The organism is Pseudomonas flavocrustae (genome assembly GCF_029872515.1).
GTDB lineage: Bacteria > Pseudomonadota > Gammaproteobacteria > Pseudomonadales > Pseudomonadaceae > Chryseomonas > Chryseomonas aestiva.
On the sequence record NZ_JAPDIQ010000001.1, the window covers coordinates 517,621 to 530,655 of the forward strand.

Annotated in this window: 14 protein-coding genes, 1 tRNA gene and 1 pseudogene; 14 read left to right on the forward strand and 2 right to left on the reverse strand. The window is 62.5% G+C overall.

From position 1 onward, the window contains the following. Nucleotides 1-17 precede the first annotated feature (17 nt). The 14 genes from OMP44_RS02450 (at nt 18) to OMP44_RS02515 (ending at nt 10,032) form a co-directional block, all read left to right on the forward strand. The gene (locus tag OMP44_RS02450; protein ID WP_133861230.1) at nt 18-764 is read left to right on the forward strand and encodes a YebC/PmpR family DNA-binding transcriptional regulator; all 747 of its coding nucleotides are present in this window, start codon (nt 18-20) and stop codon (nt 762-764) included. Further along, complete coding sequence (gene ruvC, locus OMP44_RS02455) at nt 764-1,324, forward strand: crossover junction endodeoxyribonuclease RuvC (RefSeq protein WP_007160336.1); 561 nt, start codon at nt 764-766, stop codon at nt 1,322-1,324. The genes OMP44_RS02450 and ruvC overlap by 1 nt, the downstream gene beginning before the upstream one ends. Nucleotides 1,325-1,370: 46 nt before the next feature. Continuing rightward, nucleotides 1,371-1,973: a Holliday junction branch migration protein RuvA gene (gene ruvA, locus OMP44_RS02460; RefSeq protein WP_133861229.1), complete on the forward strand. Its 603-nt coding sequence runs from the start codon at nt 1,371-1,373 to the stop codon at nt 1,971-1,973. Between the two features lie 4 nt (nt 1,974-1,977). Further along, nucleotides 1,978-3,030 carry a Holliday junction branch migration DNA helicase RuvB gene (ruvB, locus tag OMP44_RS02465; protein WP_133861228.1) on the forward strand — a complete coding sequence of 351 codons (1,053 nt, stop codon included), beginning with the start codon at nt 1,978-1,980 and terminating at the stop codon, nt 3,028-3,030. Nucleotides 3,031-3,081: 51 nt separating this feature from the next. After that, nucleotides 3,082-3,531: a tol-pal system-associated acyl-CoA thioesterase gene (gene ybgC, locus OMP44_RS02470; RefSeq protein ID WP_133861227.1), complete on the forward strand. Its 450-nt coding sequence runs from the start codon at nt 3,082-3,084 to the stop codon at nt 3,529-3,531. Nucleotides 3,532-3,533: 2 nt separating this feature from the next. Further along, entirely contained in the window at nt 3,534-4,226 is a 693-nt protein-coding gene (gene tolQ / locus OMP44_RS02475; protein WP_133861226.1) for a protein TolQ, read from the forward strand. Between the two features lie 11 nt (nt 4,227-4,237). Further along, a complete protein-coding gene (gene tolR, locus OMP44_RS02480; protein WP_133861225.1) occupies nt 4,238-4,684 on the forward strand; it encodes a protein TolR in 447 nt (148 codons plus the stop codon). Continuing rightward, nucleotides 4,681-5,787, forward strand: a complete 1,107-nt coding sequence (gene tolA, locus OMP44_RS02485) for a cell envelope integrity protein TolA (protein WP_252977172.1) — start codon at nt 4,681-4,683, stop codon at nt 5,785-5,787. Before tolR ends, tolA begins: the two co-directional genes overlap by 4 nt. After that, the gene (gene tolB, locus OMP44_RS02490; protein ID WP_133861224.1) at nt 5,784-7,082 is read left to right on the forward strand and encodes a Tol-Pal system beta propeller repeat protein TolB; all 1,299 of its coding nucleotides are present in this window, start codon (nt 5,784-5,786) and stop codon (nt 7,080-7,082) included. Before tolA ends, tolB begins: the two co-directional genes overlap by 4 nt. A gap of 59 nt (nt 7,083-7,141) precedes the next feature. After that, complete coding sequence (gene pal, locus OMP44_RS02495) at nt 7,142-7,663, forward strand: peptidoglycan-associated lipoprotein Pal (RefSeq protein ID WP_007160328.1); 522 nt, start codon at nt 7,142-7,144, stop codon at nt 7,661-7,663. Between the two features lie 6 nt (nt 7,664-7,669). Further along, nucleotides 7,670-8,497: a tol-pal system protein YbgF gene (gene ybgF / locus OMP44_RS02500; protein ID WP_133861223.1), complete on the forward strand. Its 828-nt coding sequence runs from the start codon at nt 7,670-7,672 to the stop codon at nt 8,495-8,497. Nucleotides 8,498-8,568: 71 nt separating this feature from the next. Continuing rightward, nucleotides 8,569-9,219 (forward strand): 7-carboxy-7-deazaguanine synthase QueE, encoded by a 651-nt coding sequence (gene queE / locus OMP44_RS02505; protein WP_133861222.1) that lies wholly within the window; start codon nt 8,569-8,571, stop codon nt 9,217-9,219. A gap of 2 nt (nt 9,220-9,221) precedes the next feature. Then, nucleotides 9,222-9,911 carry a 7-cyano-7-deazaguanine synthase QueC gene (queC, locus tag OMP44_RS02510; RefSeq protein ID WP_280306262.1) on the forward strand — a complete coding sequence of 230 codons (690 nt, stop codon included), beginning with the start codon at nt 9,222-9,224 and terminating at the stop codon, nt 9,909-9,911. A 45-nt stretch (nt 9,912-9,956) separates the two neighbouring features. Continuing rightward, nucleotides 9,957-10,032: transfer RNA gene (locus OMP44_RS02515), tRNA-Lys, on the forward strand. 869 nt (nt 10,033-10,901) lie between these two features. On the opposite strand, the gene OMP44_RS02520 is transcribed toward OMP44_RS02515, so the two are convergent. Together OMP44_RS02520 and OMP44_RS02525 are read right to left on the reverse strand one after the other, a co-directional pair. After that, nucleotides 10,902-12,215, reverse strand: coding sequence for a methyl-accepting chemotaxis protein (locus OMP44_RS02520; protein WP_280306264.1), 1,314 nt, complete (start codon nt 12,213-12,215; stop codon nt 10,902-10,904). 283 nt (nt 12,216-12,498) lie between these two features. After that, a pseudogene (locus tag OMP44_RS02525) lies at nt 12,499-12,770 on the reverse strand (C-terminal helicase domain-containing protein); the annotation flags it as partial. Between the last annotated feature and the right edge of the window lie 265 nt (nt 12,771-13,035).

Consider the following 13,035-nt stretch of genomic DNA (forward strand, 5'->3'; position numbering starts at 1 on the left):
AGAGATTGGAGTAGCTTATGGCCGGTCATTCCAAGTGGGCCAACATCAAGCATCGCAAAGAACGCCAGGATGCCAAGAAAGGCAAGATCTTCACCAAGATCATCCGTGAGCTGACCGTGGCCGCGCGCCAGGGCGGCGGCGTTCCTGCCGACAATCCCCGCCTGCGTCTGGCGGTGGACAAGGCGCTGACCGCCAACATGACCCGCGACACCATCGACCGGGCCATCGCCCGTGGCGTGGGTGCCGGCGAAGGCGAGAACGTCGAGGAACTGACCTATGAAGGCTACGCCCCGAGCGGTGTCGCCATCATCGTCGAAGCCATGACCGACAACCGCAACCGTACCGCGGCCGAAGTCCGCCACGCCTTCAACAAGTGCGGTGGCAACCTGGGTACCGACGGTTCGGTGGCCTATCTGTTCGAGCGCAAGGGCCAGATCAGCTATGCCCCCGGCCTGGACGAAGACGCCCTGATGGAAGCGGCCCTGGAAGCCGGTGCCGACGACGTGGTGGCCAACGACGATGGCTCCATCGACGTCTTCACCAGCTTCGCCGACTTCATCGCCGTCAACGAAGCCCTGACCGCCGCCGGCTATAAGGCCGACGAAGCCGAGGTGACCATGATCCCCTCGACCTCTGCGACCCTGGATCTGGACACCGCGCAGAAGGTGCTCAAGCTGATCGACATGCTCGAAGACTTGGATGACGTGCAGAACGTCTATTCCAACGCCGACATCCCCGAGGATGTCATGGAGCAGCTCGGCTGATGTCCCTCTACGAGCGCCTGCCGCCCGATGCGCCCGGCACCCTGGTGCTGGGCATCGACCCGGGCTCGCGGCTGACCGGCTTTGGCGTGGTGCGCGACACCGGGCGGGGCTGCGAATACGTGGCCTCCGGCTGCATCCGTACGGGAAACGGTCCGTTGCCCGAGCGGTTGCAGATCGTCTATCGCGGGGTGCGCGACGTCATCGCCCAGTACGGGCCGGTCACCATGGGCATCGAGCAGGTGTTCATGGCGCGCAACGCCGATTCGGCGCTCAAGTTGGGTCAGGCCCGGGGGGCGGCCATCGTCGCCGGTGCCGAGGGTGGCCTGGAGATCTCCGAGTACACCGCGAGCCAGGTCAAGCAGGCCGTGGTCGGCAACGGCGGGGCGGACAAGCAGCAGGTAATGCTGATGGTCATGCACCTGCTGCGGCTGACCGAAAAGCCGCAGATCGACGCCTCCGATGCCCTGGCCATCGCCCTGTGCCATGCCCATACCCGGCAGAGCCTGGTGCCTCATGGCCTGCTGGCCACCCGCCGCCGCGGCGGTCGTCTGCGGCTCTAGTCCTATTCGCTCAACCCTCTCGCTCCAACGTTAGGAAGGTAACCCTGTGATCGGTCGTCTACGTGGCACCCTGGCGGAAAAGCAGCCGCCGCATCTCCTGCTCGACGTGGGCGGAGTCGGCTACGAGGTCGAAGTGCCCATGACGACCCTTTATCGGCTGCCGGCCCAGGGTGAAATCGTCACATTGCATACCCACCTCGTGGTACGGGAAGATGCGCACCTGCTGTATGGGTTCGGGGAAAAGCGCGAGCGTGAGCTGTTTCGCGAGCTGATCCGGCTCAATGGTGTCGGCCCCAAGCTGGCCCTGGCGTTGATGTCCAGTCTCGAGGTGGATGAATTGGTTCGCTGCGTGCAAGCCCAGGACACGGCCGCCCTGGTCAAGGTACCAGGGGTGGGCAAGAAGACTGCCGAGCGCCTGCTGGTCGAGCTGAAGGACCGCTTCAAGGCCTGGGAAAGCCTGCCCGGCATCGCTCCCTTGGTCCTGCCGAACCAGGCCGCCGTCGTGGCCAGCGCCGAGGCCGATGCGGTCAGCGCCCTGGTCGCCCTGGGCTTCAAGCCCCAGGAAGCCAGCCGCGCCGTCGCCGCCGTGGAGGGGGAAGACCTTTCCAGCGAGGAACTCATCCGTCGCGCCCTGAAGGGCATGGTCTGATCCCATGATAGAAACCGATCGCCTCATCTCGGGCACTGGCCGCGACCGTGAGGAATTCCAGGATCGCGCCATCCGTCCGGTGCGTCTGGCCGACTACATCGGCCAGCCGGTGGTGCGCGACCAGATGGGGCTGTTCATCCAGGCCGCGAAGGGCAGGGGCGAGGCCCTCGACCACACCCTGATCTTCGGCCCACCCGGCCTGGGCAAGACCACTCTGGCCAACATCATCGCCCAGGAAATGCAGGTTTCCCTGAAGAGCACCTCGGGCCCCGTGCTGGAACGCCCGGGCGATCTCGCCGCGCTGTTGACCAACCTGGAAGCCGGTGATGTGCTCTTCATCGACGAGATCCATCGACTCTCACCCATCGTCGAGGAGGTGCTCTATCCGGCGATGGAGGACTACCAGCTCGACATCATGATCGGTGAGGGTCCGGCGGCTCGCTCCATCAAGCTGGATCTGCCGCCCTTCACCCTGGTCGGCGCGACCACCCGCGCCGGCATGCTGACCAATCCGCTGCGCGACCGCTTCGGGATCGTCCAGCGTCTGGAGTTCTACGGCACCGCGGATCTGGCCACCATCGTCACCCGCTCGGCCGGCATTCTCGGTCTCGCCATCGAGGCCGAGGGGGCCATGGAAATCGCCCGCCGGGCGCGTGGCACGCCGCGGATCGCCAATCGCCTGCTGCGGCGGGTGCGGGACTTCGCCGAGGTGCGCGGGCAGGGTCACATCAGCCACGACATCGCCAGTCGTGCCCTCGATCTGCTGGACGTCGACGCCCAGGGTTTCGATCACCAGGATCGCCGTCTGCTGCTGACCATGATCGACAAGTTCGACGGTGGTCCGGTGGGCGTCGACAGTCTCGCTGCCGCCATCAGCGAAGAGCGTCACACCATCGAAGATGTGCTGGAACCCTATTTGATCCAGCAAGGCTATATCATGCGCACGCCGCGCGGACGGGTGGTGACCCGCCATGCCTATCTGCACTTCGGGCTCAATCTGCCGACGCGTCTGGCCCAGGGTGGTACACCCGATCTGTTCGAGGTCAATGGTAATTAAATGCAGTTGCGAACATTTCTGATTGGCAACGGCGAGGCTAGGTTCTAGAGTATGCACGCGCAATCGCGGAGCCCGTCGCCGTCCGTCCTCAGGTGTCGTGTCTACTACGAAGATACCGATGCCGGCGGCATCGTCTATTACGTCAACTACCTCAAGTTCATGGAACGCGCCCGCACCGAGCGACTGCGCGCGCTGGGCTATGCCCAGTCCGAACTCGCCCGGGATGGTCTGCTGTTCGTCGTCCATAGCAGCGAAGCGCGCTACCATGCGCCCGCGCGACTGGATGACGAGTTGCTGATCGGTGCCGAGGTGGTCGAGGCGAAGCGCGCCAGCCTCAGGTTTCACCAGGAGGTCCGGCGCGCCAGGGACGCTGTCCTGCTCTGTGAAGGGTGGGTGACGGTCGCCTGCGTGCGTGCTGACAGCTTCAGGCCCAGGGCTATCCCTGCAGCCATGCGAACGGTTCTTGCCGGAAATCCGGCGTCAATTCAATCAGGAGATTAAGCGTGCAACCCAACGTCGACCATACGTCCATGTGGAGCCTCATTGCCAACGCCAGCTTGGTGGTGCAACTGGTGATGCTCATCCTGGTCGCAGCCTCTGTCACGTCCTGGATCATGATCATCCAGCGCGGCAATGCCATGCGCGCCGCCAAGCGTTCCCTGGATGCCTTCGAAGAGAAATTCTGGTCGGGCATCGATCTGTCCAAGCTGTATCGCCAGGCCGGCAGCAACCCCGATCCGGACTCCGGCGTCGAGCAGATCTTCCGCGCCGGCTTCAAGGAATTCTCCCGCCTGCGTCAGCAGCCCGGAGTGGATCCCGATGCCGTGATGGAAGGCGTCTCGCGCGCCATGCGCGTCGCCATCTCCCGTGAGGAAGAAAAACTCGATCAGGCCTTGCCGTTCCTGGCCACCGTCGGTTCCACCAGCCCCTATGTGGGTCTGTTCGGTACCGTCTGGGGCATCATGAACTCCTTCCGCGGCCTGTCCACCGCCCAGCAGGCGACCCTGGCCACCGTGGCTCCCGGCATCGCCGAAGCCCTGATCGCCACCGCCATCGGTCTGTTCGCCGCCATTCCCGCCGTCGTGGCCTACAACCGCTTCGCTGCCCGCTCGGAAATGCTGATCAACCGCTACTACACCTTTGCGGACGAATTCCAGGCCATCCTGCACCGCAAAGTCCACACCAGCGACGAATAAAGAGGTATCCCATGGTCCCTCGCCGCAAGAAACGCAAGCCCGTCGCCGAGATGAACGTGGTGCCCTACATCGACGTGATGTTGGTGCTCCTCGTCATCTTCATGGTGACGGCGCCCATGCTCAACCAGGGCGTCAAGGTCGACCTGCCCAAGGTCGACAGTCAGGCCCTGCCGCAAGACAACGACAAGCAGATCCTCACCGTCTCGGTGAAGGCCAACGGCACCTACTACTGGAACGTCGGTTCCGAGGTGGATACCGATCAGAAGGCCAAGTCCGAGACCGCGGTGTCGCTGCCCCAACTGAGTCAGCAGGTCGGTGCCATCATGCGTCAGCGGGCGGACACCCAGGTGTTCATCCGGGGTGACAAGGCTGCCAACTACGGTGTCGTGGCCGGCGCCATGGGTGCCTTGCAACAGGCCGGCGTGCCCAACGTCGGGTTGATTACCGAGGCGCCTTGATGCGACACCGCGAGCGTTCGTCGTCCGAAAGTTATTTCTGGCCGGTCATCTGGGCAGTCGCCCTGCATGTGCTGATTTTCGGCCTGCTGTTTGTCAGCTTCGCCTTCACCCCTGAATTGCCCCAGTCGCGCCCGGTCGTCCAGGCCACCCTGGTCCAGCTCAAGTCCAAGAGTTCCGCGCAGGTGCAGACCGAGCAGAAACTGGCGGGGGAGGCGAAGAAGACGGCGGCCAAACAGTACGAGCAGGAGCAGCTGGAGCAGCGCCGCGAGCAACAGGAAGCCCAGCGCGAAGCGGCGGCGGCCAAGGCGGCTCAGCAACAGAAGGAAGCCCAGCAACAGGCCGCGGAACAAAAGAAAGCCGACGACGCTCGAAAGGCGCAGCAAGCGGAAGCGGCGGCCAAAGCCGCCGAAGCCAAGGCTGAGGCCGAGAAACAGTCCGAGGCCGCCAAGGCGGCTGCGGAAGCCAAACAGGCTGTCGAGCAGAAGAAGCAGGCGGATATCGCCAAGAAGAAGGCCGACGAAGCCGCCAAGCAGAAGGCAGCCGACGAAGCGGCCAAGAAGGCGGCGGCCGAAGCAGCCAAGCAGAAGTCGGCGGAAGAGGCCAAGCAGAAGGCGGCGGCAGAAGCGGCCAAGAAAGAGGCTGCAGCCGAGGCTGCCAAGAAGAAAGCGGCAGACGACGCCAAGAAGAAGGCTGCCCAGGCAGCTGCACGCAAGGCGGCGGAAGACAAGAAGGCGCAGGCGTTGGCCGAATTGCTGTCCGATGATACCCAGCGGCAGCAGGCACTGGCCGAAGAGCAGGGTGACGAGGTGGCATCGAGCTTCGATGACCTGATCGTGCGTCTGGTCAGCGAGCAGTGGACGCGTCCGCAGTCGGCGCGCAATGGTATGAGCGTCGAGGTGCAGATCAACATGCTGCCAGACGGCACCATTACCAGCGCGACGGTTACCCGCTCCAGTGGCAACAAGGAATTCGATAATTCAGCGGTATCGGCCGTGCGTAACGTCGGTCGTATCCGTGAGCTGCAGCAGCTGGATCGCAAGACCTTCGATCAGCTGTACCGTCAGCGCCGCATGATCTTCAAACCGGAGGACCTGAGTCTGTGAACACCCTGATCCGTTACATCCTGCTGGGCCTGGTCCTGGTGGTGGGCTCCGCCCAGGCGGCCGATCCGCTGGTGATCTCCAGCGGTAGTGATCGTGCCATTCCGATCGCCGTCGTGCCCTTCGGCTGGCAGGGTGGTCAGCCGCTGCCGGAAGACCTGGGCAATATCGTCAGCGACGACCTGCGCAACTCCGGGGTGTTCTCGCCGATTCCACGCCAGAACATGCTGAGTCAGCCGAGCCAGGCCAGCGAAGTCATCTTCCGTGACTGGAAGGCGCTGGGCGCCAATTACGTGCTGGTAGGCAATGTCGTGCCCAACGGTGGCCGCCTGCAGATCAGCTACGCCCTCTTCAACGTCTCCACCGAACAGCAGGTCCTGACCGGCAACGTCGGCGGCAGCACCGATCAGCTGCGCGACATGGCGCACTTCATTTCGGACCAGGCCTATGAAAAGCTGACCGGGGTGAAAGGTGCCTTCTCGACGCGCATCCTCTATGTGACCGCCGAGCGCTTCTCCGCCACCAACACCCGTTACACCCTGCAGCGCGCCGACTATGACGGTGCGCGTGCCGTTACCCTGCTGCAGTCGCGTGAGCCGATCCTGTCGCCGCGTTTCGCGCCGGATGGCAAGCGCATCGCCTACGTCTCCTTCGAGCAGCAGCGCCCGCGCATCTTCATGCAGTACATCGACACCGGTCGCCGCGAGCAGCTGACCAACTTCGAAGGCCTGAATGGTGCGCCGGCGTTTTCGCCCGATGGCAATCGCCTGGCCTTCGTGCTGTCCAAGGATGGCAACCCCGAGATCTATGTGATGGATCTCGGTTCGCGTGCCATTCGTCGTGTGACGAATGACTCCGCCATCGATACCGAGCCCTTCTGGGGCAAGGATGGCCAGACCATCTATTTCACCTCTGACCGTTCCGGCAAGCCGCAGATCTACAAGACCAGCGCCAATGGCGGGGGTGCTGAGCGCGTGACTTTCGTCGGTAACTACAATGCCAACCCGAAACTTTCGGCGGATGAAAAGACCCTGGTCATGGTGCATCGTCAGGAAGGTTTCACCAACTTCCAGATCGCTGCGCAGGACCTCCAGCGCGGCTCTGTGCGGGTACTTTCCAACACCAGCCTCAACGATTCGCCCACTGTTGCGCCCAATGGCACCATGCTAATCTACGCCACCCGCCAGCAGGACCGAGGCGTACTGATGCTTGTCTCCATCAATGGTCGCGTCCGGATTCCTATTCCCACCGCCCAGGGTGACGTGCGCGAGCCTTCCTGGTCTCCTTACCTGAACTGACGGCTAATTAGAAAAGTCCTTAGTTACACCAACATTGCGGTTCTTTTAGGAGTTACATGATGGAAATGCTGAAATTCGGCAAGTTCGCTGCGCTGGCTCTGGCCATGGCCGTGGCCGTAGGCTGTTCCTCCAAGGGCGGCGACGCCTCCGGTGAAGGCGCTGGTGCTGGCGCTGGCGCCGGTGCTGTCGACCCGAACGCTGGCTACGGCGCCAACTCGGGTGCCGTCGACGGCAGCATGGGTGACGAAGCCGCTCTGCGCGCCATCACCACCTTCTACTTCGAGTACGACAGCTCCGACCTGAAGCCGGAAGCCATGCGCGCTCTGGACGTTCACGCCCGTGACCTGAAGGCCAGCGGCCAGCGCGTCGTTCTGGAAGGCAACACCGACGAACGCGGTACCCGCGAGTACAACCTGGCGCTGGGCGAGCGTCGTGCCAAGGCCGTTCAGCGCTACCTGGTGCTGCAGGGCGTGTCCCCGGCTCAGCTGGAGCTGGTGTCCTACGGTAAAGAGCGTCCGGTTGCCGTCGGTCACGACGAGGCTTCCTGGGCTCAGAACCGTCGCGTCGAGCTGAAGAAGTAATAAACGATGTCCAAGCGCCTGCAGTTCTTGATCGCCCTGACCCTTGGTGTACCGGTTGTCGCCGGGGCTCAGGTTCCCGTACAGGATGGTAGTTATGGCGTTGCCCAGTCCGCTGGGCAAGGCTATGGCAACGCAGGCGCGGCCAGTGCCGGAAACGGGGCTCCCGTTTCCGGCATGGGTCAACTGTTCATGCAGTTGCAGCAGATGCAGGACGATATCGCGCGCCTGCGTGGCCAGGTCGAGGTTCAGGAAAACGAGATCCGCCAGCTCAAGCAGGAAGGATTGGATCGTTACCAGGATCTGGATGGCCGTATTTCCCAGCTTTCTTCCGCTCCTGCCAATGCAGGTGCCGGAGCCGCTGCGGGTGCCGCCCAGGGGGGTGCCATCGCGGCCAACAATACGCCGACCCCGCCTGCTTCCGCAGGGGCACCTGCCGCCAGTAGCGAACCGGGCGATCCAGCGAAGGAAAAGCTGTACTACGACGCTGCCTTCGATCTGATCAAAGCCAAGGATTTCGACAAGGCCAGTCAGGCGTTCAATGCCTTTCTGCGCAAATATCCCAACAGTCAGTACGCCGGCAACGCCCAATACTGGCTGGGTGAAGTGAATCTGGCCAAGGGCGATCTGCAGGCCGCAGGCCAGGCTTTCGCCAAGGTCAGTCAGGCCTATCCCACCAGCAACAAGGTGCCGGATTCGCTCTACAAACTGGGTGGGGTCGAGCAGAAGCTCGGCCGCACCGATCGGGCCAAGGGCATGTACCAGCAGGTCATCAGCCAGTATCCCGGAACCTCCGCTGCGCAACTGGCGCAGCGGGATCTGAAAAGCCTGCCCTAGCGCAGGCTTTTTTCTTCTATCTACCGCAACGGAGGCGGATGGCCTGTGTAGCCGTCACGCCCGTGGCTTTCATGCAAAAAGATACCCTACGTCTTACCGAAATCTTCTATTCGCTCCAGGGTGAAGCCCGCACCGCCGGTCTTCCCACCGTCTTTGTCCGCCTCACCGGCTGTCCCCTGCGCTGCCACTATTGCGACACGGCCTATGCCTTCACCGGCGGCGAGATCCATCACCTGGATGCCATCCTGGAGCAGGTCGCGAGCTACCGGCCGCGGCACATCTGCGTGACCGGTGGCGAGCCACTGGCCCAGCCCAATTGCCTCAAGCTGCTCGAACAACTGTGCGATGCCGGCTACCAGGTGTCCCTGGAAACCAGTGGCGCCCTGGATGTCAGTGGCGTGGATGTGCGCGTGAGCAAGGTCGTCGACCTCAAGACGCCAGGGTCGGGGGAGGTGGGGCGCAACCTGTACGCCAACCTTGACCACCTGACGCCCAACGATCAGATCAAGTTCGTCATCTGTTCCCGCGAGGACTATGACTGGGCGGTTTCCAAGCTGATCGAGTATCGCCTGGAACAGCGTGCGGGCGAGGTACTGTTCTCGCCCAGCCATGGCCAGGTGGTGCCGCGTGAGTTGGCGGAGTGGATCGTGACGGACAATCTGCCGGTGCGCTTCCAGCTGCAGTTGCACAAGATTCTCTGGAACGACGAGCCAGGACACTGAGCATGAATCAGCCTAAAGCGGTCATCCTTCTCTCTGGCGGCCTGGATTCCGCCACCATCGTCGCCATGGCCAAGGCTCAGGGCTTCGCCTGCTACACCATGAGTTTCGACTACGGCCAGCGCCATAGAGCCGAGCTGCAGGCCGCCGAGCGCGTGGCGCGCCAGCTGGGGGTCGTCGAGCACAAGGTGATCGGCCTGGATCTCAACGGCATCGGCGGCTCGGCACTTACCGATCCGGATATCGCCGTCCCGGAGACCCCTGGCGAGGGCATCCCCATCACCTACGTGCCGGCGCGCAACACCGTGTTCCTGTCGCTGGCCCTGGGTTGGGCCGAGGTGCTTGGCGCCCGTCATCTCTTCATCGGGGTGAACGCGGTGGACTACTCCGGTTATCCGGATTGTCGGCCGGAATTCGTCGAAGCCTTCGAGCGCCTGGCCAATCTCGCCACCAAGGCCGGTGTGGAAGGGGATAGCTTCAAGATCGAAGCCCCGCTGCAATTCCTCTCCAAGGCGCAGATTGTCCAGGCCGGTAGCCAGCTGGGCGTGGACTATGGCCAGACCGTCTCCTGCTACCAGGCCGACGACGAAGGTAAGGCCTGCGGGCGCTGTGACAGCTGCCGCCTGCGCGCCGACGGCTTCAAGGCGGCGGGAATTTCGGACCCTACGCGCTACCAGAAAAAAAATTTCATCTAGGGTGTTGATTCTCCTGAGAAAATCGCTAGAATGGCGCCCACTAACGGGTCGTTAGCTCAGTCGGTAGAGCAGTTGGCTTTTAACCAATTGGTCGTAGGTTCGAATCCCACACGACCCACCATCTTCACCAGAAAACCCTCCGCAAGGAGGGTTTCTGCGTTTCAGGCCCAGGCAGCGGCGATCCACGTAAGGTCCAGCGCGGTCCTCTGATGTTGTCGGAGGGCGTCGATATCGGCTTGAAAAACGCTGCGTCCCTGGCTGCACGGTTTGGCGTTGCGCGGTGGATGCACCTGATTCCAAATAGGCCGGGTCTAGCCACCTCTGAAACGCCTATGCAGGTCCATGCACAGGTGCGTCTGGATAGGACCTTAGCCTTTACCTACCTGAAAATCGGCAGGTGCCTTTGCATGTCGACAGGGTAGGTCATCCTCCCAATGGCATCGTCGAATCCACAACCAGCTGCCGCCAGGATAAGGCTCGCTCGGGCTGCGAGGAGCTGTTGCCCTGGGGTTTAACCACCAAGTCAGACATGGGAGCAACCTGAGCTGTACGCTGGAAGGCCTTGTCTACTTCCGGCGCCGAGGCGTATTCCGCGCCCCTGACCTGCAGATGTGGCCGCTCTCGCCTGGGGCAGAACGGCTACCGGCACAATAGCTGACGAAAAGGTGCCCGGCGCCTGAGGGACGGTTGGGAGATTGCCGGACAGGCAGCGTCACCCCGGGCGACTGGACCAGCGTGGATGTCAGCGCCACGCCGGTGGGCACGGATTCGACTGCGACAAGGGGGAGGTGTTCGGTTTGAGCGTCTTGCGTCCTGGCGTCGCGAGCGGTTGACTTAATCGTGGCCAAAAAAAGCCCCCGCACAGGGCGGGGGCAGATTCAGTTCGAAGCCTTCAGATATGCCAACCTGAAAGAAGAGCTGGAGCACTCTCTCAAGCTGACTGCACCGCCAATTGGCGATTCAGGCCAGGCCGCCAGGACGTGAGCAACGTCACTGTTGAATCATGTTGGCCGCTCGCTGCGTCGCTTCGGACGTGCGCGTAGCCAGCTTTCGAACCTCGTCGGCTACCACCGCAAAGCCTCGACCGGCCTCTCCGGCTCGTGCCGCTTCGATCGCGGCATTGAGCGCCAGCAGGTTGGTCTGGGCGGCGATGCCCTGGATCGAGCTGACGATGTCGGTGACGTTCTTCAGGCTCTCTTCCATCTCGCGATGCTGGGCTTGCTGCGCGTCCCGAAGCGCATTCTGCTCATGGGTGGCATGGATATCGGTCAGGGCGCCCACTACCCGCAGCGGCGTTCCGTCGTTGGCGCGCCTGGTCTGACCCCGTGCCCTGAACCAACGGTAGCTTCCATCCTTCAGTTTCAGACGGTAGGTGATATCGAAGCCGGTCTTGCCGCTACGGTCATTGAGGTGGGCGCCAAAGGCCTCGATGCTGCGTTGCTTGTCCTCGGGATGCAAACGGGACGCCCAGCTGTCGAGAACATCGGGAAATTCTTCGACTGTCTCGAATCCCAGCAGGCGGCGGAACTGGGGCGACCACCAGAAAGGATTCTGCGCATTGACCGGATCGCCCGCTATCACCTCCATGTCCCACAGGCCATCGTTGAGCATTGCACGCGCAAGCTCGAAACGTGTCAGGGTCACCTCGAGTTCAGCATCGCGCTGGCGCTGATCATGGATGTCTCTGAGAGAGCCAGCCACCCGCAGCGGCGTACCCCGGGCGTCGCGGAGAGTCTCGCCGCTCGCGCGAAACCAGCGATATTCGCCGCTTTTGGTCGCCACCCGGTATTCGATGTCATAGGGGGTGTTACCGCTGCGATCATTCAGGTGCCGGGCGAATGCGTCCAGGGTAGGTTTGCTGTCCTCAGGGTGTAGCCGATTGGCCCAGCTTCCGAGTTCGTTCGGAAAGTCCTGTTCGCTGCGAAAGCCCAGGAGGGCACGAAACTGATCCGACCACCAGAACGCATTACGCGGGTTCACCGGATCTCCGGCGACCACTTCCATATCCCACAGGCCTTCACTGGTAGCACGATTGACCAGGTTGAAGCGGGTAGCCAAACGGTCAACCGCGGCCTCGCGCTCGGCGAGGCGAGCAGTCAGCTGTTCGATCTCACTCTGCATCTCGTGCAACTGAGCGTCGAGAGTCCCTTGGCGAGCCAGCAGTCCCTTCAAGCCTTCAGCTACCTTTCGCACCGGCGCTGGGCCGGTCAGCGAGTCGAGCCTGGCTGCGGCCTCGGGTTGTTCCACAGCGGCAGCGATTACGTCGAGACCACGCATGATGGACAGGTACCGAAGGATGGACATAAGGCGATTCCGAGAAGGTGATATGGCCAGACATGTGATGTCTGTTTGATATCAGCTGTCGGCACAGGCGCGATTATCTTTAACGCGATATTCGAGCTGCGTTTGCCTAGCGGACGTGCGGTCACCCTATAGCACGGGCGCAAAGACTCGCTGAGGCCAATGGCTGAGAGGCATACGACTAGACGGTTTCAAACGGCTCTAGCACGCTCACTGTGTGATCGGCCGATTGCATCTGCGCCTATCTGCCCCGAGCACTTCACCGCATCTCCTGCAGCACCTGTTACAGCTGCAAGTTGAGGCTGTTCTCCACCAGCGGGATCTTGCCTCTCACCAAGCGACGCTTCCGTCTTGGTAGGCCCGGTCTTCCGCTTGGTCCTGCGATCCAGGCGTCCAGGGCAGCCCCAGCAAGAACAGCTAGTTGGCAACAGTCAGGTTATTGCCGGTTCCGGCCGCTGACGTCGGGCCGATAAAGATCCGACAATCGGCGTCCTGCTGGAAACGATCGACTGCCTGCTGACGCGTCGCGAGGCTGTCTGTGGGCACCAGGGAGACACATCGTCCTCGAGGTCGAGCTACCCCAGCACCTATCAAGGAAAAGCACTCGGGAAATTCATGCTCTAGACGGGACAAGACATCCAAGTATCCCTGTTCAGCATGGTGGGGGCTGAAATGGAGTATGCCCCCATTCCAGGCGTTCGGCCTTGTGTTCAACTGTGCGTCGCGGCGGATCTTGTTCATCTCGACGGATCACACCGCAACCAGCGGGTACCACTGGAGTTCGTGCGTGAGTAGCCGTCAGTGCGGCGATATGAAGGCGCGG